Genomic DNA, 22,115 nt, shown 5'->3' on the forward strand with positions numbered 1-22,115 from the left:
AGGTGAAAGTGTGATGAGAGAAGAGGAACGGATGAAAACTAGCTGTATAAGTATATACGGACTTAAACCCAATCGAGAGGAAGGTGAAAGCCGTTACAAGCTTACAGGGCTAGCAATATGTAATCCGTTTTTTAGTATAAATAAAAATGGTATCGGACTATGTCGTTACATGTTCGCAGAGCAGTGTAAGTATTTGTAACGGCGACTAAACATGTGTGGAATCGTAGGATTTATTGGAGAGCAAGATGCAAAAGAAATTTTATTAAAAGGTTTAGAAAAGCTAGAATATCGTGGATATGATTCAGCAGGTATTGCAGTACAAGCAGAGAACGGTGTTGTTGTATACAAAGAAAAAGGCCGTATCGCAAAACTTCGTGAAATCGTAGATGAGAACGTAGCAGCAAGCGTAGGTATCGGACATACACGCTGGGCTACACACGGTGTTCCAAGTAAAGTAAACGCGCATCCGCATCAAAGTACATCAAAACGCTTTACACTAGTTCATAACGGTGTAATTGAAAACTATGAATTAGTGAAAAAGGAATATTTACAAGATGTAACGTTCGTAAGTGAAACAGATACAGAGATTATCGTACAGCTTATGGAACAACAAGTGAGCACAGGATTAAGTGTAGAAGAAGCGTTCCGTAATACGCTATCTCTTTTACATGGCTCTTATGCAATCGGATTACTTGATGCTGAAAATCCAAACATGATTTATGTTGCTAAAAACAAAAGCCCGCTATTAGTAGGTGTTGGTGACAACTTTAATGTTGTGGCAAGCGACGCTATGGCGATGTTACAAGTTACAGATCAATTTATTGAGTTAATGGATAAAGAAATCGTAATCGTAACGAAAGAAAGTATTACAATTAAAAACTTACAAGGTGAAACGATTGAACGTGCACCTTTTACAGCGGAATTAGACGCAAGTGATATTGAAAAGGGAACATATCCTCACTTCATGCTTAAAGAAATCGATGAGCAACCACTTGTAATCCGTAATATAATTCAAAAGTATCAAGATGAAAATGGCGAAATTGAATTAAATCAAGACATCCGCAATGCGATTTTAGATAGCGATCGTATTTACATCATTGCATGTGGAACGAGTTATCATGCAGGTCTTGTTGGAAAACAATTTATCGAGAAGTTTGCAAAAATGCCAGTTGAAGTACATGTAGCAAGTGAATTCTCTTACAACATGCCATTATTAACAGAAAGACCATTCTTCATTTACATTTCACAAAGTGGTGAAACAGCTGATAGCCGTGCAGTACTTGTACAAACAAATGAAATGGGTCATAAAGCATTAACAATTACAAACGTGCCTGGTTCTACTCTTTCTCGTGAAGCTGATTATACACTTCCATTATACGCTGGACCAGAAATTGCAGTTGCATCAACGAAAGCTTACACAGCACAGCTTGCAGTACTTTCAATTTTAGCAGCTGATATTGCTAAAGCAAAAGGTGAAGTTCTTGATTTCGATTTAACACACGAACTAGGACTTGTAGCAAATGCAATGATAGAACTTTGTGATCAAAAAGAAGAAATGGACGCATTAGCAAAACAATTTTTAGCAACAACGCGTAACTGTTTCTTCATCGGACGTAGCGTAGACTTCTACGTAGGATTAGAAGGTGCGTTAAAACTAAAAGAAATCTCTTACATCCAAGCAGAAGGATTCGCTGGAGGAGAGTTAAAACACGGTACAATCGCTTTAATCGAAAATGGTACACCAGTTATCGCACTTGCTACACAAGAGCACGTAAACCTTGGAATTCGTGGTAACGTGAAAGAAGTAGTAGCACGCGGTGCTAACCCATGTATCATCTCAATGAAAGGCTTAGAAATGGAAGGTGACAGCTTCGTATTACCAGCTGTCCACGAAGCACTAGCACCGCTAGTAGCAGTTATTCCATTACAACTTATCTCATACTACGCAGCACTTCACCGCGAGTGTGACGTTGATAAGCCACGTAACTTAGCTAAATCTGTTACTGTTGAGTAGGAGATTGGTAGGTTAATAAATATAGTTATAGCTTTAAAATAAATTTACAAATTTGCACCCCTTTAGATATTTTATCTAAAGGGGTGTTTTTGTGCCGAAAAAGAACATCTAGAATTGGTAAGTGGATAGAACCCTATAGATTAATGTTTTACTTTTATTTATCTGAATTTTCCGTTATCATTTTAAGTATCTGTGAAAAATCTCCTTTATTACGACAAAAAGAGACGAGAGATTTATGGACATTTCAAGGGGGGATATTGATGAAAGTGAATAAAAAAACATATCTAAGTATAGAAGAGATTATTTCATTACCAACCTTATCAAGTACAAACATAAGTGATGATGGTAAAAACGTAGCGTTTGTTAAGAAGACGGCTAACTGGAAAGACAATACATATAGGAATCATGTATGGATATATGGAAAAGAAAAGGGACAGAGTTGTTTATTGATAAATGGAGATATAGAAAGTACATGCCCATTATGGTCTCCAAATTCTAGGGATATAGCATATCTTAGCCCCGTTGGTAATGGGAAAAATCAGATCTTTGTTAAGTCACTAGATGGTTATGAAGGGGTTCAAATTACTGATGAGAAAGAAGGAGTCAGTACATTCAAATGGGGTCCTACTGGCAAGGGTCTTTATTATGTTACGCAGTCAAAAGAATGTGTGGAGATAAAGAAGCGTAGGGATCTATATGGAGAGTTTCAACATATAGGTAAGGAACACCAGAATAATTGTTTATATTACATTGAAATAGAAAAGGTGATACAAAGTGATACATATGAACACGAGAAAAGAGTTGTTTATCAATTAACTGATGGTAAGGATTTTCATATCCATGAATTTGATATTTCAAATGATGGGAAGAAGATTGTGTTTATGGCGACACCAAGCTCAAATATGGCGGATTATATAAATGGAGATTTATACATACTCCATACTAAAGCTGGAGAGCTACAAAAGCTGAATGTGGATAAGTTGTTGGGCGGTAGCGTCTGCTTTTCTCCTGAAGGCAGTAAAATATGTTACACAGCAAGTATAAGAGAGAAGGATTACTATAGAAACCATATACAAGACAGTACGTTAGAGGTATATGATATAAATACAGGAGAGGTAATTCAACCTGTAACAGATTTTGATAGTACTGTTATGCCATTACAGTGGACAGCTAAAGGAATTTTAATTAGATGGCAGGATAAAACGAATTATCGTATTGGATTACTAGCTGAAGATGGTACTGTAGAAGCATTAAGCGAAAAAGTAGATGGCTTTATAATGGATGCTTCTATAACAAAGGATGGAAAACATATATCCTATAATAAGGCTATAACAAATGAAACCTTTGAAATCTATTTAGACGATAAAAAAATAACGGATGAAAATAACTTTTTCAAAGGGAAACTTAAAAGTAACAGGGAAATCATCTCATGGAAAAGTAGTGATGGTCTTGAAATAGAAGGTGTTTTATCAACGCCAGTAGAGTTTGACGTAAATAAAAAATATCCTTTATTAGTAGTAATTCACGGCGGTCCGGCTTGGGCATCCTTTCCGATATTTTCAGACTGCTTCAATGAGAAATATCCGATTGAACAGTTTATCGAAAAAGGCTTTATCGTTTTAGAGCCAAACTACAGAGGAAGTTCTGGTTATGGTAATGAATTTTTAAAAGCAAACTATAGAAAACAGGGAATCGCTGACTATGATGATGTTATATCAGGGGTGGATAAACTAGTTGATCAAGGGATTGTAGATAATGATAAAGTAGGAGTTATGGGATGGAGTAACGGAGGATATATATCAGCTTTCTGTTCTACATTTAGTAGCAGGTTTAAAGCTATTTCAGTTGGAGGCGGAATCACGAACTGGAGTACTCATTATGTAAATACAGATATCCCTTATTTTATTAGAATGTATTTAGGAAATACCCCATGGAATGATCGAGAGATATATACGAAGACATCACCTATGACGTATATTAAATCAGCTTGTACGCCTACCTTAATTCAACATGGGGAAAAGGATGCAAGAATTCCAATTACAAATGCATATGATCTATATCAAGGATTAAAGGATATGGAAGTTGATACAGAATTAATTATATTTAAAGGAATGGCATATAGTCCTAATCAGCCGGGAATGAATGTAGCTATTATGAAGCAGAATTTGATGTGGTTTTCACACTATATTCTTGGAGAGAGTGTAGAGGGTTTTAGGACTTTATAATGGATGTTTGTAAAAGACATAAGGTTGAAACGCTCTTCATATTGAGATGATTTATTATAAAATATATACTTAAACTACTATCCGTACACATATCAGGGAGGATTAATATGACAGGAAATAAAAATGACTTACTAGTAGAAAAACGTGAAGAGTTATTGAAAGTATTGAAAGCTCGTTTTGAGAAAAACATGAACCGCCATGAAGGTCTTGAATGGGCTAAAGTTGAAGCGAAGCTGACTACTAATAATGAAAAATTGTGGTCACTTAATGAAATGGAAGTAACTGGCGGTGAGCCGGATGTTGTTGGTTATGATGAAGAAAAGGACGAGTATGCTTTCTATGATTGTTCAAAGGAGAGTCCTAAAGGCCGCAGGAGTCTTTGTTATGATCTTGAAGCGTTAGAATCAAGAAAAAAACATAAACCAGAAAATAACGTTATTGATGTTGCAAATGCTATGGGCATTGAACTATTAACTGAAGAACAATATCGGGAATTGCAAAAACTTGGGGATTTCGACATGAAATCATCAAGCTGGGTACAAACACCTTCAGATATTCGAGAACTCGGTGGTGCTCTATTTTGCGATTATCGCTTCGGACATGTTTTCGTGTACCACAATGGAGCAGACTCTTACTATGCTGCCAGAGGTTTTCGTGGCTCGTTAAAAGTTTAAATTAGGATAAATAAGAAAAAGAGCCTATACTCAGGCTCTTTTTCTTATTTATATTTTAAAAGTAAACTGTTACTACGCAGTTTTACTTAATTTATATGTTCCGTGGTTGTTTTTATGGAAAAGTTTAGGGGAAATATAGCCATCTAATCCAATACGTCCAGCGTTCTGCCCTGCAACTAAAATGAATATAGTCAAAATAAGCAGGTTTGGGTTTACACTAACAGTTCCACTTAATAAAAATGAAAGATTCATTATGATTCCGAAAAATGCAGCTGTTTTTGTTAATCCGCCTAAAATTAAACCTAGACCTACTAAAATTTCTCCCCATTGAACTAAAAAGCTAAATAGGTCTGCGTTTGGAAGGACAAAATGTTGAAGAAAATCTGCCCACCAACTTTGTACTGCAGGGTGGTCACCTGATGCTTGAGCAATAGCACCCTTTAGAAAACCACTTGCGTCAAAAGATTGTCCGAAGACTTTGCCTATCCCAGCAGCGAGCCATGTATATCCTATGTAAAGACGTAAAAGTAATAATATGAAAGTAGCACGTTTATCAGTTCTTAAAAAATTGATAATCATTGAAATCCCTCCAATATTGTATTTACAAGTTTATTATATATTCAATGTGAAAAGATTCACAATGAAGAGAATGTGAACAAGGATAGGTTGTGAGTAATTGTTTTATTTTTTGTAACATTTTATCTGTTTTGGTAAACTAAGAATAGAGATATATGTAAAGGGGACAAAGACTTAATATGTGGATGAACTTGTAATGATTAGAAATTAGATAGATGAATTTTTCTCTCATAAGTGAGGGTTTATTTAGCTATCTGTAAATCATCCAAGGACTGCATATTTGGCTTGTACATCCCTTTTGTAAGGATAGATGCCTATTTTATGTATCTGTCTTTTTTTGTGGGAAATTTTATATCTCTTATATAAAGTATGCGCCCTTTAAACTTGGAGGAGTATATGATGAATCAATTAAAAAATAAAGTAGCAGTTGTTACAGGGGTAAGTCGTCTAGATGGTATTGGGGCAGCGATTTGTAAAGAATTAGCTGAAGCAGGATACAATATGTTTTTTACGTATTGGACAGCTTACGATAAAGAGATGCCTTGGGGCGTCGATAAAAATGAACAAATACAATTAAAAGAAGAGCTATTGCAAAACGGTGTTAGAGTATCGAGCATGGAGTTAGATTTAACTCGGAATGATGCACCGAAAGAGCTTATAAATAAAGTTACTGAACAATTAGGGTACCCTCATATATTAATTAATAATGCAGCATATTCTACGAATAATGATTTCTCTACGTTGACTGCTGAAGAACTAGATAAGCATTACATGGTAAATATCCGTGCGACTACATTGTTAAGTAGTCAATTTGCCCGGAGATTTGATAAGAAATCTGGTGGTAGAATTGTTAATATTACTTCGGGGCAATTTCAAGGTCCTATGGCAGGAGAACTAGCTTATGCGACAACGAAGGGAGCTATTGATGCTCTTACTAGTACATTGTCAGCAGAGGTAGCTCATTTAGGAATAACAGTGAATGCAATTAATCCAGGACCAACCGATACAGGATGGATGACTGAAGAGATAACACAAGGGTTAAAGCCGATGTTTCCTTTTGGCAGAATTGGTGAGCCAAAGGATGCAGCTAGACTCATTAAATTTTTAGTAAGTGAAGAAGCTGAGTGGATTACTGGGCAAGTTATTCATTCAGAAGGTGGATTTAAAAGATAAAAAAAGAAGGCATCTCACCCTGGTGAGATGCCTTCTTTTTTTAATCTTTCTTCAATCTTCGTGCAACACCATTCCCTAAAGACTGTAATCCTTGAACGAGGATAATTAAAATAAAGACTGTTGCATACATTACTTCAGGTTCATAGCGTAAATGTCCGAAGCGGTATGCCAAGTCCCCTAGCCCTCCAGCACCTACGAGTCCAGCCATTGCTGTTGCGCCAATTAAGCCAATTGTTGCAATTGTTAATCCAAGTACAAGGGAGGGACGAGCTTCTTTCACCATGACGTGCCAAATGATTTTAATAGTAGAGATACCCATTGCTTGATAGGCCTCAATAACACCGCGATCTACTTCTAGTAAGGCTGTCTCCATTAAACGTGCGATATAAGGAGCTGTGAAGACGACAAGCGGTACGATCACACCTTGCACGCCAATGGATGTTCCCATTAGAAACTTTGTAAAAGGTAAGATGAAGAATAATAGAATGATAAATGGAAGAGAGCGAATTATATTAATAATTGTATTAAGAATAGGATAAATGATTTTATTTTCGTGCTGTCCACCAGGTCTTGTTAAAACAAGTGTTACACTAAGTGGCAGTGCAATAAGGATCGAGATGAGTAATGAAATAGATGTCATTTGAAAGGTTTGGATTGTGGCTTCCCATATGACTTTACTCCATTCATCCAAAAAGGACTTGTTTTCCATAGTCTGTTTTCCCTCCCTCTACGATGATACCTTTCTCTTGTAAGAATGCTAAAGCACGGTTTACTTCATTTTTTTCACCTTGCATATGAACGACAAGTTTCCCATATGCCTCATGTTTTAACTGTGTAATATTACCAGATAAAATATTTGGATATACTTGGAAACGTTTTGTGGCGACAGCTAGTGCTGGTTCCCCTGAAGAACTTCCTATAAAAGAAAGTGTTACAATTTCTCCAGTACTTTGTAGTTCTTTCTGTACCTCTTCTGGAATTTTCGCTGCAAATGCGCTATTTACAAATTTCTTCGTTGTTACATGTTGTGGGTTTGTGAAAATATCTTTCACAGTCCCGCTTTCGACTACAGATCCATGTTCCATAACGGCAACGCGGTCGCATATACGTTGGATAACATTCATTTCGTGTGTAATGAGTAAAATCGTAATTCCAATTTCTTCGTTAATCTTTAATAACAAATCAAGAATAGAATCAGTTGTTTCTGGATCTAAAGCACTCGTTGCTTCGTCACTTAATAACACTTCAGGCTCATGTGATAGTGCACGTGCAATTGCAACGCGCTGTTTTTGACCGCCAGAAAGTTCACTTGGATAAGCATCTTTTCGATTGAAAAGATCGACAATGCGTAAATATTTTTCTACCCTTTTTTTAATTTCCACTTTTGGAATACCAGCAAGGCGTAAAGGTAATGCAATGTTTTCATAGATGCTAACAGTTTTAAGTAAATTGAATCCTTGAAAGATCATTCCGATTTTTTGTCTCGCTTTTGCTAGTTCTTTTGTCGATAACGTTGTTAAGTCTTGTTCGTTTACAATGATATTTCCTGTCGTTGGTTTTTCTAATAAATTTACACATCGAATCAATGTACTTTTACCAGCGCCACTATACCCAATGATTCCAAATACCTCGCCTTTTTCTACTTTAAGGGAAGTAGACTTAAGAGCCTCAACATTCCCTTTTTTTGTTGTAAATACTTTGGATATATTTTTTAATTCAATCATTATCGTCAGCTCCTACCAAGATGGTAAAACTGAACCATCAAATTTTTTCTCGATAAACTCTTTTACTTCTTTAGATTGATAAGCTTTCTTTAATTTATTTACAACGGCATCATCTTTATTTTCAGTACGAACAACGACCCAGTTCACATATGGTGAATCTTTTCCTTCGCGGAAAATAGAATCTTTCGCTGGACTTAATTTTGCACCTAATGCAAAGTTTGTGTTAATTGCAGCTGCTTTCACTTCACTTAGTTGCGTTGGTAATTGAGATGCCTCTAATTCGACAATCTTTAATTTTTTTGGATTTTCAATTACATCTTTTGCAGTCGCTTTTTCTGTAGCCTTTGGATCAACTTTTAAAACCCCTGCTTTTTCAAATAATTTTAAAGCTCGAAGTTCATTCGTTGGGTCATTTGGTACAGCAATTGCATCGCCCTCTTTTAAGTCTTTTACATCTTTTATATCTTTAGAATATACGCCCATAGGGAATGTTACTGTTGAAAATACTTCAGCTAATTTCATATTGCGTTCAGCTTTAAATACATCTAAATACGATTTCGTTTGGTAGCTATTTACATCAAGGCTTTTTTCATCTAAAGATACGTTTGGCGCTACATAATCATTAAATACTTTTATATCAATTTCGAGACCATCTTTTGCTGCAACTTCTTTTACCTTTTCAAAAATTTGTTCATGTGGTCCACCTGTTACACCGACAGTAATCTTTTTCTCGTCTAATGCTTTTACCTCTTTATCTGAACTCACGCTACAGGCGCCTAATAATAATACTGCTCCGCTTACAATGCTTAATAATACCTTTTTCAATCTATAAATCCCCCTTCATATACGTTCCAAAATAAAAAGCACCTCCCAAAAATAAGAGAGGTGCCGAATAGACGAAATAGATTCCTCTCTTATCTTCCAAAACGAAAACTCGTTTTGCAGGAATTAGCACCTTAGCTTATATGTTATAAGCTCGGTTGCCGGGCATCATCGGGCCAGTCCCTCCGCCACTCTTGATAAGAGTATGTGTATGTAGTTTTGAATATGGTACTAATAGTAAATCGTACAAAAAGAATTGTCAATGATATTTTCAGAATATATTTTATTTTAAGGTAATCGAAACATTTCCTTTCTTATGGCCCATTTCTACATACGTATGGGCTTCTACAACTTCTTCTAATCGGTAAGTTCTATCAATAACAGGTTTTAGCTTTTCTGTTTCAGCTAGTTGTTTTAGTAGGTTCATATCTTCTTTACTGACCTTTGCCATCATTCCATTCACAGATACATATTTTCCATTAGGCATTAATGCATCTGTACAAAGAGACTTTTTATATTTTCCAACTGCATCAAATATAATATCGTAGTGCTCGCCCTGCTTAGTAAAATCTTCTTTCATATAATCAATTACGTTGTCTGCCCCTAAGGCTGTAACTAAATCGAAATTCGAACTACTACAAATAGCTGTGACAGTCGCCCCGAAGTATTTAGCAAGTTGTACGGCAGCTGTCCCTACTGAACCAGAGGCGCCGTATATAAGTACTCGTTGCCCTTTTTTTATCTGTCCTTTTCTAAGGAAGTGCAATGCTGAAGTTCCGCCAAAAGGAATAACGGCAGCTTCTTCATATGTCACATTGGTAGGTTTTAATGCTATTAATCCACTTTCATGCACGCATGTGTATTCGGCATAACCACCAAGGTTTAGTTCTGTTAATGCAAAAACTGGATCTCCTTTTTTAAATTGTGTTACATCTGTTCCAATGTCTTCGATTTCACCGGATAACTCTACGCCAAGTATAGGTTTCCTCGGTTTTCTGAAACCTAATATGATCCGCATAGGAATCCAAAATAAGAGGGGGCTATTAAAGCCACGTATTCTACAATCTCCAGTCGATACACTTGTTGCGTGAATTTTAACTAATACTTCATTTTTTTTAGGTTTAGGCTTTTCTACATTTTGAATCTGGAGAATATTAGGTGGTCCATACTTTGTGCAAATAATTGCTTTCATAATGACCTCCTGAAATGAGTTGTTATTATTTACATCATATTTAAACTTTTTCTCAAACATGTTGCTATATAGGAAAAAAATTAAAGAAGAATATTACGAATTATATAGATTTCATAGGAAAAGAGATGATATTATTTTTGGGAAGGAGGGGACGTTATGAAAAAACTTATTTTAATTTCAAGTTTAGTACTTGCAGTTGGTCTAGGAGTAGGGTGTAGTAATGAGGAAACAAAAAAGACTGATGAACCGAAAAAAGAAGCTGTGCAGAAAGAAAAGGAATTAACAGCGAAGGATGTTTTCAATAAAGCGAATGAAGCTTTTAAAAACGAAGAAAATGTAACGATGACATATGATGTGGGAATAAAGGCTGAAGGAACAGAGATGAATGTAATGAAGGCTAAAATGCAACTAGAGCCGAAGAAAAAAAACTCTCGTTCTGAAATGAATGTTTCTGGTACAGAGGTTATTGTTTATGATGTGGGTGGAAAAATTGCTGGTCAGGTGAAAAATCCTAATTCGGGTGAAGTTATGTCTGTACCAGAGGAACAATTAAATGCTAACGGAATGAATGCGACTCAAGGAATGGTAGATAATTTAGAGATTCCATCGGAAATTTTAAATAAAGTGAAGATGGAGAAAAGTGGAGATAATTATAAGCTGAAGTTTGCATTAAAAGGGCAAGAGACAGAGAGTATGTTAGCTAGTATGGATGAAAAGCAGAAACAAATGCTACAAGGCCAAAATGCAAAGATAGAAGAAATAGATGGAGAATATATTATTACAAAAGATTTTAAATATGAATCAGCAAAGATAGATATGGTTATGAGTAGCAATGGTGAGGATAAAGCGCACATTATTACGGATGCGAAGTTTACATCGTATGATAAATTTGATCCAATACAATTGCCAGCAGCAAAGTAATCACTGTCAAGAGAGGTACCTGAAAGAACGGGTATCTCTTTTTGTTGCTAATAAGGAGAGTGTCCTTTGAAAAAAAGAAAGATAGCAGTGGTCATTGCGGCATATACGGTTTTGCTTGCAACGTCTGTACATACGTATAAAAAACAAATTGATCATCCTATTATGAGTGATGTAGGTAAATTGCTTCCGACAAAAATAAAACGAGTTGAAAGTGCTACGGAAGAGCACTCGTTAATAAAATTAGTGCGAGATGCAAAAGTTTCAGGAGAGAAAATTTCCATTGCAGGTATGCAACATAGCCAAGGAGGACAGACATATTATCCGAATGGTACGATGCTCGATATGAAAGGATATAATAAAATATTAGAATTTGATCCAGAGAAGAAGTGGATTACAGTTCAAAGTGGTGTCACGTGGAATGATATTCAGAAGAAAATAAATCCATATGGCCTTGCGGTACAGGTCATGCAGTCTCAAAATATTTTTACTGTTGGTGGTTCATTAAGTGTAAATGTACACGGGCGTGATATTCGTCATGAGGCACTGATTGATACAATAGAGTCATTTAGATTGTTAATGGCAGATGGCACGGTACGTAATGTAAGTAGAGAAGAAAATGCAGCGTTATTTCCATATGTCATTGGTGGTTACGGTTTATTTGGAGTTATTTTAGATGTGACGCTGAAGTTAACAGATGATGAATTATATGAAATGCACACGAGAATGATAGATTATAAAGAATACGCATCTTATTTCAAAGAGAAAGTGAAAAGAGATGAGAATGTTCGTATGCACTTAGCACGTATTTCTGTTGCTCCAAATTCATTTTTAAAAGAGATGTATGTGACAGATTATACTTTGGCACAAAATCAAAATATGAGAGAAGAGTACAGTGAATTAAAGGAAGAAAATATTATAGCTGCACCGAAATTTTTACTTGGGTTATCACGTTATAGTGATTGGGGAAAGAATACATTTTGGAATATACAAAGAGGTTATTTTGAACGTACAGATGGAAAGTATGAGACGCGTAATAATGTTATGAGATCAGATAGTGCTTTTATGGAATATGAAAATCCAAATAGGACCGAAGTGTTACAAGAATACTTTGTGCCTATAGATGCTTTCACGGAGTATATAGATGATTTACGTAACGTATTAAATGAAGAAGAGTTTAATTTGCTCAACATTACGATTCGTTACGTGGAAAAGAATGAAAATGCAGTTTTGTCCTATGCGAAAGATGATATGTTTGCGCTGGTTCTTTTAATTAACCAGGGACGCTCAGATAGTGAGATAAAGAAAACAGAGGATGTCATTCGGAAGATGATTGATGTTACTTTAAAGCATAACGGTAGTTACTATTTGCCGTATTATTCTTATCCAACGAAAGAGCAGTTAAAGAAGGCATATCCTCGTATTGAAGAATTTCTCAAGAAAAAGAAGGAAGTAGATTCAGAAGAGAGATTTGTGAATTTATTTTATAGGGAGTATACGAAATGACATATAGAAGATTTGTAGCTTCGCAAAGTATCATCATGATGGCAGGAAGTATGGTATTTCCTTTTTATATATTATTGCTTCGAAACGTTGGAAATAGCTTCTCGCAATTTGGCTGGGCGTATGGCTTATTTGCTTTAACATCAGCACTTGTATATCCACTAGTGGGAAAGGTATCTGATCAAGTAGGTGATAAAAAATTATTAATAATATACGCTTGGTCCATGGCAATCTTAATGCTTTGTTTTCCGATTGCCACGGAAGTATGGCATGTGTATCTTCTTCAAATTGTAATGGGAGTTTTAGGTGCTGTGCAGCGTAATACTGAGAAGACTTCGTTAGCACGAAAGGTTGCGCAGGAAAAGGCTGGTTATGAGATTGGAAAATACCATGTATGGACATCCATTGGCGGAGCAGTAGCGGTTATTGCCACGGGATATTTAGTAGATTTCTTTACGATTGGTACAATTTTTTATATTGCATCTATTCTATATGTAGTAAGCGGGATTGTATTAAGTAGTAAAAAAATATAACTATTCCTATTTTCACCTTAATACCCTTTATTTGTTATACTAAAAGGGAATACAAAAGAAAAGGGGACAGTGCCTTTGATGAAATTTGTAGTTTTAGCTATTCTTACTTTGTTTTTGATTCCATGGACAAGAAGTAGTAGTAAGCTTCGAGCAGTGGATAAGAAGGGAGATAAGAAGGTTGTAAAGGGTAAGAAATCATCTATTTTAGTTATTCCTGTTTTATTTTGGATAGGTATTGCAATCTATGAATACTTTTGGCTAATTGATGATCGAGTAGATTCGATTCTTACTCATTATTCTGTTGCAGTAGCAATTTTAATTGGGCTTGTTTTATTTTCACAAGATCAAATAGGTAAATTAGAAGGTACGTTAAAAGGACTTCTAATGTTTATTTTACTCGCAAGTTACGGTTACTTTGGTTATTTGCACGATATAGTAATCTCGCAAAAGAAATATGATTCTGTTGTTAAGGTAGAGAAAGATATTTCAGAGCCATTTACTGAAAATGACCAGCCGTTTACAGTGCCGCCAAAGACAGCGGAGAATAAGATGAAAAAAGTATTTGGTGATATTCCGAAAGTAGCTTATTTTGAGCTAGGAGAATTAACGCCACAAATGGTAAACGGCGAAGCTTTATATGTAGCGCCGATTGAAGTTTCAGGATTTTTTAAAGCGCGTAAAGCTGAGACAATTCCAGGGTATGTAACGATGTCAGGTACAAATCCTGATGCGGAAGCGAAACTGCACCTCGGTTATAAAATGAAATATGTGCCAAGCATGTTTTTTGGTAATAATTTAGAGCGTGTGGTAAGGCAAGCAGAACCAGATTTAATCTTTAAAGGAAAACCTAAATTTGAGGTTGATGATAAAGGGAAACCATATTATACAATGACGTATGGTGAATTTATTTCAGGAAGATCTGGATTTGAGGTAGAGGGTGTTGTCGTAGTAGACGCACAAACAGGTGAAGTGAAAAGGTATGATAAAGGAAAGGCACCTAAATTTGTTGATGGTGTATTAAATCATGAGACTGCATCTACGTTAAATACGTACTTTGGTAAATATATTCACGGATTTTGGAATACGAAATTCTCGCAAACTGATATGAAGATTCCGACTGAGTGGGGAACGAAAGAAGGCGTGACCCCGATCTTTGGTAAAGATGGAACACTATATTATTTTACAGACTTTACTTCTCCAAAAGAAGGAGTAGATTCAGCCCTAGGCTATTCATTAGTAGATGCACGCACAGGCAAGCTATATTACTATAATGGAAAAGAAGTGAAGGGGATTATGGATGGTTCAGCAGCTACAGAAGTAGTGGATAATTCCTTTAAGAGAGAGAAATGGCATGGGACAATGCCTGTCATTTATAACGTATACGGTAAACCAGCTTGGATTATTCCGGTTGTTGATGATGGAGGCCTAGTACGTGCACATACAGTTGTATATGCTGCTAATGCAAAAATATTTGCGACAGGTTCTTCGCAGAAAGAAGCGCTTGAGAATTATAAAAACGTAATGAGTGGTAATGGTGATACCTTTAGACCAACCTCAACAGGAAAAGAAGCGCAAAAAGAAGGTATTGTACAACGTGTATATAAAGAGAAATCAGGTGAAAATACAATCGTGTACGTACTTTTAGAGAATGAACAAAAGGTATTTATGATACCGGTGAAGAAATTCCCGTATGCTATGTTTACAGAAGTAGGAGACCCAATTCAAATTACATATTTAGATACAGGAGAGACGATGGCCTCAGTATCTAAATTTACGAATAGCAATGTGAAAAAGTAAAGCGATAGAATTTCTATCGCTTTTTTTACATTATGAAAGAGGAAAATGCGCTGTACTTGACGTATGTTTATGATGTAACTATAATTGTTACGATTCAGTGTGTATAGGAAAGGGTGAATTGAAAAAGTGAATGAAGTTAATCACGAAATATATAAACCTGTAAAGGCAAACAGGTTATGGATGATTCTTGTATTAGGAACACTTACGGCGATTGGGCCATTATCTATTGATATGTATTTGCCTTCATTACCGAAGTTAACGGATGACTTGCAAACAGGTGCATCCCTAGCGCAGCTTACATTAACAGCTTGTCTGCTTGGGCTGTCAGTAGGACAATTATTTGTTGGCTCAATTAGTGATATTTACGGAAGACGCAAACCACTTATTATTGCTCTTATTATTTATGTTGCTTCTTCTTTACTTTGTGCTGTTGCGCCATCTATTTGGACATTAGTGTTATTGCGCTTCCTACAAGGAGCTTCAGGATCAGCCGGGATTGTTATATCACGTGCGATGGTACGTGATATGTACTCAGGTTCTGAAATGACGAAGTTTTTCTCACTGCTTATGTTAGTAAACGGAGCAGCACCTATTTTGGCACCGATTATTGGGGGGCAATTATTACAGTTTACAACGTGGCGCGGTGTTTTCATCGTTCTTGGAGCAATTAGCGTATGCATGTTAATCTCAGCTACTTTTGTATTGCGTGAAACATTACCTCCTGAAGAAAGAGAAACGGGTGGTTTGTCAGGGACTTTGGCGACGTACGGAAAATTGTTAAAGGACCGTCTGTTTATGGGATATGCATTGTCACAAGGATTAGTAACAGCGGCAATGTTTGCATACATTTCGGGCTCACCATTTGTGTTGCAGAACATATACGGAGCATCACCACAGCAATTTAGTTTATTCTTTGCGATTAACGGCATCGGTATTATTATTGCTAGTCAGGTAACGGGTCGTTTAGCGGGGAAAGTGAATGAGAAGACATTATTTGTTGCTGGTATTATTATCGCAGCTGTTGGTGGCCTATCTTTACTACTGACAATCGTACTAGGAATAGGTTTAATCGGTGTTTTATGTTCGTTATTCCTTGTTGTATCAAGTGTCGGGGTTGTATCAACAACTGGGTTCTCATTAGCGATGAGAAATCAGAAGCAAGCTGCAGGAACAGCGTCAGCTTTATTAGGCTTATTACAGTTCATTTCAGGAGCGCTTGTCGCTCCGCTAGTAGGTATTGGTGGGAGTAATACAGCGTTACCGATGGGTGTTGTTATTGCGCTTTGTGAAGTAGGGGCAGTATTATGTTATCTATTTATGGCCAGAAGAAGTGAGAAGCAGTTTGAACTGCAACAAAGACAAAATTTAGAGGCTTAACAAAAAAGAACTGATTCAAAGGGAATGTTTGAATCAGTTCTTTTTTTCATTTCTTTGAAATACCTCATACATATTATTCATGATCGTATCATATAAAACAGCAAGTTTATCCCACACCCAGCGATTACTATCGACTTCTTTTTCCCCACAGTCGATAATATCGGTATGGTCAGTAATTTTATACGCTTTTTTAACGATAATAGGAGCAATCTTCGGTATACGTGGGATTTCCTTTAAGGTATCTGCAAAGTTTCCAATGTAGACATGACCGATGATTTCGATTGTTAATGATTTATCCGATATATTTAGCACGGTATGAAATTGATTTGTATGTTGTTGTTTTAAATATTGAGCTAACTTAAATGGAGCATGCTTCTTCTTTAATACGCGGCGAAGGCTCTCTGTATTTTCGATATGAAGTGATTTTTCGCGAATAAGGACACGAATATCTTCTCCCATAAAAGGCATTGTGTTGTACATAGATGATTCTCCTTAAAACCTTACATATGTTTGCGTTATGCATATGTAAGTCTAGCATGGTTTGTTCTTTATGTGTGCTTACAGTTTTGTAAGGTGATGTAGTAAAGCATTGCAAAAGTTATTTGTATAAAGTGACGATACTGTGACAAACATGTTGGTATATATATTACGATGTCGTCTTAAGTGTAAAAAGTAGGGCGTTCTCGGTATAATAACAAGTGGAGATAAAAGAAACTATAATGAGTAATAGCTGTAGATAAAAGGAGAAGAAGAGATGAAGAAGGTTTTGGGTATTGCTGTAATGGGAAGTATGATCCTTCTAGCAGGATGTAATGGAAATAAAGATACGAAAGAACCGAAAGAAAAGGTAGAGCAATCTACTGAACAAACAGAAGAGATGAAAGAATACCTTGCAGTACATGAAAAATACGATATAAAAATGAATAAAGAAATTAATAAAGCACTGCAGTTATTTGAAGTGGCAAAAGAAAAGGGCGGTAAGGAAATAACGAATGCAACATATAAAGAAGACGTGCAAAAGGTAACAACGAGCATGTTAGAAGATATTGATCATATACGTAAAGAAATTCGTGTTCCGAAGTCGAAAGAGCAAGAACATGAGGTATATGTTGGTTTCTTGAATGAATCAGAACAAGCGATGAAAAAATTACAGAAGTTAGCTAAAGAAGAAGATTCATCGTTGATTCGTGATATAGAAATTAACTTTGCAACAGCATCGACATACTATAAACGTTTTCAAGCAGAAACGAAAAAATAACCTTGCCTGTGCAAGGTTATTTTTTCTTCTTGCCATCTCTGTCTTCATCCTCAGATACTAATATTTTCTGTTCTTCGTGAAATTCGGAAATAGTTTGCCCGGTAATATTATCGAAAGGAGTATAAAAAGAAGTAATACGTTTCTTTTTAATAAAGAGTTTATAGGAGCCGATGATGACAAGTATAACGATTGTTAAGGGTAATCCTATAGTAGCAAGAAGTAAGGGGTCCATCTTATAACTCCTTTAACATCATTTCTTTTTATGATAAGCCGAAAACTGTAATTTCGATAAACGAATTAAAAACTGATTTTTCTAAATTTATCCAATTCGATTGACTTTTCAATTTTTCAGAATTATAATTCGAAATATACAATTTGAACCAAATAATAATATAGCAATTTACTTATCCAGAGAGGTAGAGGGACTGGCCCTATGACACCTCAGCAGCGGGTTCTGTAATAGGAACACCGTGCTAATTCCAGCAAGCAAGTCTTGAAAGATAAGTGATGGGCCTTTGTTTGTTAAGCCTTGATCTTATTTTTTAAGATCAAGGCTTTTTGTATTCTAAAAAGAGAAAAGGGAGTAATGGAAAAAGTACATTCATAAAACAAAGTAAATTCATGTGTTTAGGGGGTTATTGAAGTGTATGTAATTAAAAAATTATCGGTTATGGTGTTCACACTATGGGTTATTACGACAGTGACATTTCTAATTATGCATATTATTCCGGGAGATCCATTTTCATCAGATGCAAAAATCTTTCCTGAAGAAGTGATCCAAAACATGAGAGCGAAGTATCACCTTGATGAACCGTTATGGAATCAATATGTTGCTTATTTAGACGGTGTAGTTCATTTTGATTTTGGTGAATCGGTTCAATCAACCGGGCAAGGTGTATCAGAAATTATAACAACTGGCTTTGGTCCATCAGCAATTATTGGTCTACAAGCACTTGTTATTTCATTGTTAGTAGGAATTGCGGCAGGGACATTTGCTGCTCTATATCATGGGAGAGTAATTGACTATAGTGTGAGTTTGCTCGCAATTTTAGGTATTTCTATTCCAAGTTTTATTTTAGCACCACTATTTATACAAGTATTCGCTATCCAATTTGAGTTTTTACCAGTAGCCTCTTGGGGAACATTCGAACATACGGTATTGCCATCCTTTGCATTAGCGTTAGGGCCAATCGCAGTTATTACAAGGTTTGTGCGTTCTAATATGATCGAAGTACTGCAGAGTGATTATATTAAGCTAGCAAGAGCAAAAGGTATACCAATTAAGAAGATTATTATAGGACACGCTCTTCGAAATGCGATTGTTCCAGTACTTACATTTGTTGGACCGTTAATGGCTGGACTCTTAACAGGGACTTTTGTTATTGAAAAAATCTTTTCAATTCCTGGCCTAGGAAAATATTTTGTAGATAGTATTTTTAACCGAGACTATCCGGTGATTATGGGAACAACGATTTTCTATAGTGCGTTATTAATTGCTTGTATTTTCATTACAGATATTATTCATCGCATTGTTGATCCGCGTATTCGTTCTATTACATAAGGAGGGGGGATATTTAAATGGGAGCTTATGAGATTAATGAACAGTTATTAACGAAAGAAGAGAAAAAAGAATTAACGATAAATAAAAATCAGCAAACAATTAGCAGAAAGAAAGAAGTGTTTCGTAAGTTTATATCGAATCCAATCGCAGTTTTAGGAACAGTGACGTTATTGCTAATTATTGTTTTCTCGCTTATTGGCGAAAGTTTAACTTTATTTACTGCGAGTGAACAAGTAAAAAAGGCAACAAATTTACCGCCGAGTAGTGAACATTGGTTTGGAACAGATGATCTAGGGAGAGATATTTGGGCACGTACTTGGGCTGGTGGGAAGATTTCACTAACAGTTGGATTAGTAGCAGCTGCCCTCGATATAGGGCTTGGTGTACTGATTGGTGGATTTAGTGGATATGTGAGAGGGCGTAATCGTCTTGGAACGTTAATAGATGAATGGATTATACGAGGGATTGAAGTGTTATATGGTATCCCATATTTATTAATTGTTATTTTACTATTGATCGTGATGAAACCAGGACTTTTTACAATTATAATCGCTCTTGCGTTAACAGGATGGATTGGCATGGCACGTCTCGTTAGAGCGCAGGTCTTGTCTTTAAAACAAAGAGAATTTGTTATTGCAGCAGAGCGATTAGGTACATCGCATATGAAGATTATATACGGACATATCATTCCGAACTTAACAGGCATTATTATCGTAAATTTATCATTTACAATTCCAGCAGCTATTTTCTCAGAATCATTTTTAAGCTTTATCGGACTAGGAGTGCAATCACCGGCAGCAAGCTGGGGGACGATGACGAATGATGCACTTGGGACATTATTGAGCGGAGAATGGTGGCAGCTATTCTTCCCAGCAATCATGATTGCACTCATTATGTTTGCATTTAATGCAATTGGTGATGGTTTGCAAGATGCAATTGATCCGAAGATTGTAAAACGGAATCGAAAGGAGAAAAAACATGGCACAGCTCTTATCTTTAGAAAACGTAACATTGACCGTTGAAAAAGAGAATAGTAAGCAAGCAATTGTGAAGCATGTTTCCTTTTCTATTAATGAAGGTGAAATCGTTGCACTTGTAGGAGAAAGTGGTTCAGGAAAAAGTGTTACAGCACAATCTATTGTCGGATTAAATCAAGAATCTATTCATATCGATGATGGGAATATAGCTTTCCAAGCAAATGAATTAACGAATTTACAAGAGTCAGAATGGAATCAAATTCGCGGAAAAGATATTTCCTTTATATTTCAAGATCCGCTTTCATCTTTAAACCCAACGATGAAGGTAGGCAAACAAATTACAGAAGTAGTTTTGCAACATGGGAAAAAATCGAAAAGAGAAGCAAAGGAAATTGCGATTAACTTGTTAACGGGTTTAGGGATACATGAAGCAGAGAAACGCTTTGAACAGTACCCACATCAATTAAGCGGAGGTATGAGGCAGCGTATTTGTTTAGCAATTGCGTTTGCTTGTCACCCAAAGCTTGTAATTGCAGACGAGCCGACAACAGCGTTAGATGTAACGATTCAGAAACAAATTATGGGGCTATTAAAAGAAAGAAAAGAAAAACAAAATACGAGTATTTTATTAATTACACATGATTTGGCACTTGTACGTGAAGTAGCTGATCGAGTAGTTGTTATGTACGGGGGACGTGTTGTTGAAAAAGGAACGATACAGGAGGTAATAGGTTCTCCTAAACATCCATATACGAAAAGTTTATTACAAGCAATTCCGAATATGGATGATTCCGAAAAGGTATTACGTGCTATAGAAGGAACGACACCTTCCATTGAAACATTAAATAGCTTTGGTTGTCCTTTTGTAAATCGTTGTCCAGTAGCGATAAAAGAATGTATTCATCGTTTTCCAGAGAGAACCACATATTCTAAGGAGCATAGTTCACATTGTTGGCAACATGTTCTAGAGCATAATAAAGCGAAATCAAAAGAGAAGGTGAATGCCTCATGACGACAGATTTAATTACTATAAAGCAAGTAACGAAAACGTATGGAAGTAAAAGTAAAGAAATCACAGCGTTAAAAGACATATCACTTTCTATTCCGAAAGGAACAACACTTGGCATTATTGGTGAAAGTGGTTCAGGAAAAACAACACTTGGAAAGCTCATAGCAGGGATTGAGAGTCCAACGTCTGGTGAAATTGATTATAACGGTCAAGTCGTTCACAAGCTGAAATCAGCTCATAGGCGAGATTTTTTACAGAAAGTACAGTTCATTTTTCAAGATTCCACAGCAGCATTAAATCCGCGCTGGAAAGTACGCGATAGCGTAACGGAGGGTTATATTTCATTCGGTTTAGGTGATAAAGGATTAAAGGATAAAGTAGCAGGTGATGCGCTAGAACGTGTGGGATTAGATAGACGATATATCGATCGCTATCCGCACGAATTTAGCGGAGGACAACGTCAACGAATTGCTATTGCAAGAGCGTTATTGTGTGAGCCAGAAGTATTGATTCTTGATGAACCAATTTCAGCATTAGATGTTTCATTGCAAATTCAAATTGTACATCTGCTGCAAAAGATTCAAAAGGAACAAGGCTATACATATTTATTTATCGCACATGATTTGCCGATGGTTCACTATTTATGTGAAAAAGTGGCTGTCTTATATAAAGGAGAACTTGTTGAATTTGGAAATACGGACGAAGTGTTCTGTAATCCACAACATTCTTATACAAAAACACTATTGGCATCAACACCAAAAATTTCAGGTTAAAGGAGAATG

22 protein-coding genes and 2 riboswitches are annotated in these 22,115 nt (G+C 36.1%); of the genes, 15 read left to right on the forward strand and 7 right to left on the reverse strand.

The features are described from left to right. Positions 1-13 precede the first annotated feature (13 nt). From BCG9842_RS00895 to BCG9842_RS00910, 4 genes are all read left to right on the forward strand, one after another. Positions 14-199 (forward strand): hypothetical protein, encoded by a 186-nt coding sequence (locus BCG9842_RS00895; protein WP_041488140.1) that lies wholly within the window; start codon positions 14-16, stop codon positions 197-199. A 12-nt stretch (positions 200-211) separates the two neighbouring features. Next, positions 212-2,014, forward strand: a complete 1,803-nt coding sequence (glmS, locus tag BCG9842_RS00900; protein ID WP_000334155.1) for a glutamine--fructose-6-phosphate transaminase (isomerizing) — start codon at positions 212-214, stop codon at positions 2,012-2,014. A 260-nt stretch (positions 2,015-2,274) separates the two neighbouring features. Next, positions 2,275-4,239 carry a S9 family peptidase gene (locus tag BCG9842_RS00905; protein ID WP_000867577.1) on the forward strand — a complete coding sequence of 655 codons (1,965 nt, stop codon included), beginning with the start codon at positions 2,275-2,277 and terminating at the stop codon, positions 4,237-4,239. Positions 4,240-4,346: 107 nt separating this feature from the next. Further along, positions 4,347-4,913: a DUF4256 domain-containing protein gene (locus tag BCG9842_RS00910; RefSeq protein WP_000147384.1), complete on the forward strand. Its 567-nt coding sequence runs from the start codon at positions 4,347-4,349 to the stop codon at positions 4,911-4,913. Between the two features lie 72 nt (positions 4,914-4,985). Here BCG9842_RS00910 and BCG9842_RS00915 read toward each other — a convergent pair whose 3' ends face one another. After that, positions 4,986-5,492 (reverse strand): DoxX family membrane protein, encoded by a 507-nt coding sequence (locus tag BCG9842_RS00915; RefSeq protein WP_000586149.1) that lies wholly within the window; start codon positions 5,490-5,492, stop codon positions 4,986-4,988. A 393-nt stretch (positions 5,493-5,885) separates the two neighbouring features. Here BCG9842_RS00915 and BCG9842_RS00920 point away from each other — a divergent pair, with 393 nt between their 5' ends. Continuing rightward, complete coding sequence (locus tag BCG9842_RS00920; RefSeq protein WP_012614722.1) at positions 5,886-6,662, forward strand: SDR family oxidoreductase; 777 nt, start codon at positions 5,886-5,888, stop codon at positions 6,660-6,662. 40 nt (positions 6,663-6,702) lie between these two features. Here the strand turns inward: BCG9842_RS00920 and BCG9842_RS00925 are convergent, their stop codons facing one another. The 4 genes from BCG9842_RS00925 to BCG9842_RS00940 all read right to left on the reverse strand — a co-directional run bounded on the left by BCG9842_RS00925 (position 6,703) and on the right by BCG9842_RS00940 (position 10,400). Next, complete coding sequence (locus tag BCG9842_RS00925; RefSeq protein WP_000428878.1) at positions 6,703-7,371, reverse strand: methionine ABC transporter permease; 669 nt, start codon at positions 7,369-7,371, stop codon at positions 6,703-6,705. Then, entirely contained in the window at positions 7,346-8,386 is a 1,041-nt protein-coding gene (locus tag BCG9842_RS00930) for a methionine ABC transporter ATP-binding protein (RefSeq protein WP_000571310.1), read from the reverse strand. Before BCG9842_RS00930 ends, BCG9842_RS00925 begins: the two co-directional genes overlap by 26 nt. 12 nt (positions 8,387-8,398) lie before the next feature. Continuing rightward, a complete protein-coding gene (locus BCG9842_RS00935; protein ID WP_000756992.1) occupies positions 8,399-9,211 on the reverse strand; it encodes a MetQ/NlpA family ABC transporter substrate-binding protein in 813 nt (270 codons plus the stop codon). A gap of 86 nt (positions 9,212-9,297) precedes the next feature. Further along, a riboswitch (SAM riboswitch) is annotated at positions 9,298-9,412 on the reverse strand. A gap of 79 nt (positions 9,413-9,491) precedes the next feature. Further along, positions 9,492-10,400, reverse strand: coding sequence for an NAD(P)-dependent alcohol dehydrogenase (locus BCG9842_RS00940; RefSeq protein ID WP_000643844.1), 909 nt, complete (start codon positions 10,398-10,400; stop codon positions 9,492-9,494). Between the two features lie 156 nt (positions 10,401-10,556). On the opposite strand from BCG9842_RS00940, the gene BCG9842_RS00945 reads away from it, so the two are divergent. The 5 genes from BCG9842_RS00945 (at position 10,557) to BCG9842_RS00965 (ending at position 16,528) form a co-directional block, all read left to right on the forward strand. Beyond that, complete coding sequence (locus BCG9842_RS00945; protein ID WP_000733609.1) at positions 10,557-11,321, forward strand: DUF6612 family protein; 765 nt, start codon at positions 10,557-10,559, stop codon at positions 11,319-11,321. Between the two features lie 66 nt (positions 11,322-11,387). Then, entirely contained in the window at positions 11,388-12,824 is a 1,437-nt protein-coding gene (locus BCG9842_RS00950) for an FAD-binding oxidoreductase (RefSeq protein WP_000746280.1), read from the forward strand. Further along, positions 12,821-13,354, forward strand: coding sequence for an MFS transporter (locus BCG9842_RS00955; RefSeq protein WP_000222368.1), 534 nt, complete (start codon positions 12,821-12,823; stop codon positions 13,352-13,354). The genes BCG9842_RS00950 and BCG9842_RS00955 overlap by 4 nt, the downstream gene beginning before the upstream one ends. 78 nt (positions 13,355-13,432) lie before the next feature. Beyond that, on the forward strand, positions 13,433-15,151 hold the full coding sequence (locus BCG9842_RS00960) for a DUF3981 domain-containing protein (RefSeq protein WP_000674043.1): 1,719 nt from the start codon (positions 13,433-13,435) through the stop codon (positions 15,149-15,151). Between the two features lie 117 nt (positions 15,152-15,268). Continuing rightward, on the forward strand, positions 15,269-16,528 hold the full coding sequence (locus BCG9842_RS00965) for a multidrug effflux MFS transporter (protein ID WP_223837316.1): 1,260 nt from the start codon (positions 15,269-15,271) through the stop codon (positions 16,526-16,528). Between the two features lie 33 nt (positions 16,529-16,561). Here the strand turns inward: BCG9842_RS00965 and BCG9842_RS00970 are convergent, their stop codons facing one another. Then, the gene (locus BCG9842_RS00970; RefSeq protein WP_000282869.1) at positions 16,562-17,008 is read right to left on the reverse strand and encodes a hypothetical protein; all 447 of its coding nucleotides are present in this window, start codon (positions 17,006-17,008) and stop codon (positions 16,562-16,564) included. 274 nt (positions 17,009-17,282) lie between these two features. Between BCG9842_RS00970 and BCG9842_RS00975 the strand changes: the two genes are divergently transcribed. Next, positions 17,283-17,786: a hypothetical protein gene (locus tag BCG9842_RS00975; protein ID WP_000756523.1), complete on the forward strand. Its 504-nt coding sequence runs from the start codon at positions 17,283-17,285 to the stop codon at positions 17,784-17,786. 16 nt (positions 17,787-17,802) lie between these two features. Here BCG9842_RS00975 and BCG9842_RS00980 read toward each other — a convergent pair whose 3' ends face one another. Further along, entirely contained in the window at positions 17,803-18,018 is a 216-nt protein-coding gene (locus BCG9842_RS00980; RefSeq protein ID WP_000371396.1) for a DUF3951 domain-containing protein, read from the reverse strand. A gap of 169 nt (positions 18,019-18,187) precedes the next feature. Beyond that, positions 18,188-18,293, forward strand: a riboswitch (SAM riboswitch). A gap of 136 nt (positions 18,294-18,429) precedes the next feature. Here BCG9842_RS00980 and BCG9842_RS00985 point away from each other — a divergent pair. The 4 genes from BCG9842_RS00985 to BCG9842_RS01000 are packed head-to-tail and all read left to right on the forward strand — an operon-like array spanning position 18,430 to position 22,106. Then, positions 18,430-19,347, forward strand: coding sequence for an ABC transporter permease (locus tag BCG9842_RS00985; RefSeq protein WP_000289325.1), 918 nt, complete (start codon positions 18,430-18,432; stop codon positions 19,345-19,347). Between the two features lie 17 nt (positions 19,348-19,364). Continuing rightward, on the forward strand, positions 19,365-20,369 hold the full coding sequence (locus tag BCG9842_RS00990) for an ABC transporter permease (RefSeq protein ID WP_000501533.1): 1,005 nt from the start codon (positions 19,365-19,367) through the stop codon (positions 20,367-20,369). Next, positions 20,326-21,336, forward strand: coding sequence for an ABC transporter ATP-binding protein (locus BCG9842_RS00995; RefSeq protein WP_000057892.1), 1,011 nt, complete (start codon positions 20,326-20,328; stop codon positions 21,334-21,336). Before BCG9842_RS00990 ends, BCG9842_RS00995 begins: the two co-directional genes overlap by 44 nt. Continuing rightward, on the forward strand, positions 21,333-22,106 hold the full coding sequence (locus BCG9842_RS01000) for an ABC transporter ATP-binding protein (RefSeq protein ID WP_000205646.1): 774 nt from the start codon (positions 21,333-21,335) through the stop codon (positions 22,104-22,106). Before BCG9842_RS00995 ends, BCG9842_RS01000 begins: the two co-directional genes overlap by 4 nt. Positions 22,107-22,115 lie beyond the last annotated feature (9 nt).

The organism is Bacillus cereus G9842, assembly GCF_000021305.1.
GTDB classification, from domain to species: Bacteria; Bacillota; Bacilli; order Bacillales; family Bacillaceae_G; genus Bacillus_A; species Bacillus_A thuringiensis_S.

Bases quoted from the DNA above. Each gene is read 5' to 3' on its own strand.
- BCG9842_RS00895 (WP_041488140.1), top strand. From the start codon at position 14: ATGAGAGAAGAGGAACGGATGAAAACTAGCTGTATAAGTATATACGGA.
- glmS (WP_000334155.1), top strand. From the start codon at position 212: ATGTGTGGAATCGTAGGATTTATTGGAGAGCAAGATGCAAAAGAAATT.
- BCG9842_RS00905 (WP_000867577.1), top strand. From the start codon at position 2,275: ATGAAAGTGAATAAAAAAACATATCTAAGTATAGAAGAGATTATTTCA.
- BCG9842_RS00910 (WP_000147384.1), top strand. From the start codon at position 4,347: ATGACAGGAAATAAAAATGACTTACTAGTAGAAAAACGTGAAGAGTTA.
- BCG9842_RS00915 (WP_000586149.1), bottom strand. From the start codon at position 5,492: ATGATTATCAATTTTTTAAGAACTGATAAACGTGCTACTTTCATATTA.
- BCG9842_RS00920 (WP_012614722.1), top strand. From the start codon at position 5,886: ATGATGAATCAATTAAAAAATAAAGTAGCAGTTGTTACAGGGGTAAGT.
- BCG9842_RS00925 (WP_000428878.1), bottom strand. From the start codon at position 7,371: ATGGAAAACAAGTCCTTTTTGGATGAATGGAGTAAAGTCATATGGGAA.
- BCG9842_RS00930 (WP_000571310.1), bottom strand. From the start codon at position 8,386: ATGATTGAATTAAAAAATATATCCAAAGTATTTACAACAAAAAAAGGG.
- BCG9842_RS00940 (WP_000643844.1), bottom strand. From the start codon at position 10,400: ATGAAAGCAATTATTTGCACAAAGTATGGACCACCTAATATTCTCCAG.
- BCG9842_RS00945 (WP_000733609.1), top strand. From the start codon at position 10,557: ATGAAAAAACTTATTTTAATTTCAAGTTTAGTACTTGCAGTTGGTCTA.
- BCG9842_RS00955 (WP_000222368.1), top strand. From the start codon at position 12,821: ATGACATATAGAAGATTTGTAGCTTCGCAAAGTATCATCATGATGGCA.
- BCG9842_RS00960 (WP_000674043.1), top strand. From the start codon at position 13,433: ATGAAATTTGTAGTTTTAGCTATTCTTACTTTGTTTTTGATTCCATGG.
- BCG9842_RS00970 (WP_000282869.1), bottom strand. From the start codon at position 17,008: ATGTACAACACAATGCCTTTTATGGGAGAAGATATTCGTGTCCTTATT.
- BCG9842_RS00975 (WP_000756523.1), top strand. From the start codon at position 17,283: ATGAAGAAGGTTTTGGGTATTGCTGTAATGGGAAGTATGATCCTTCTA.
- BCG9842_RS00980 (WP_000371396.1), bottom strand. From the start codon at position 18,018: ATGGACCCCTTACTTCTTGCTACTATAGGATTACCCTTAACAATCGTT.
- BCG9842_RS00990 (WP_000501533.1), top strand. From the start codon at position 19,365: ATGGGAGCTTATGAGATTAATGAACAGTTATTAACGAAAGAAGAGAAA.
- BCG9842_RS00995 (WP_000057892.1), top strand. From the start codon at position 20,326: ATGGCACAGCTCTTATCTTTAGAAAACGTAACATTGACCGTTGAAAAA.
- BCG9842_RS01000 (WP_000205646.1), top strand. From the start codon at position 21,333: ATGACGACAGATTTAATTACTATAAAGCAAGTAACGAAAACGTATGGA.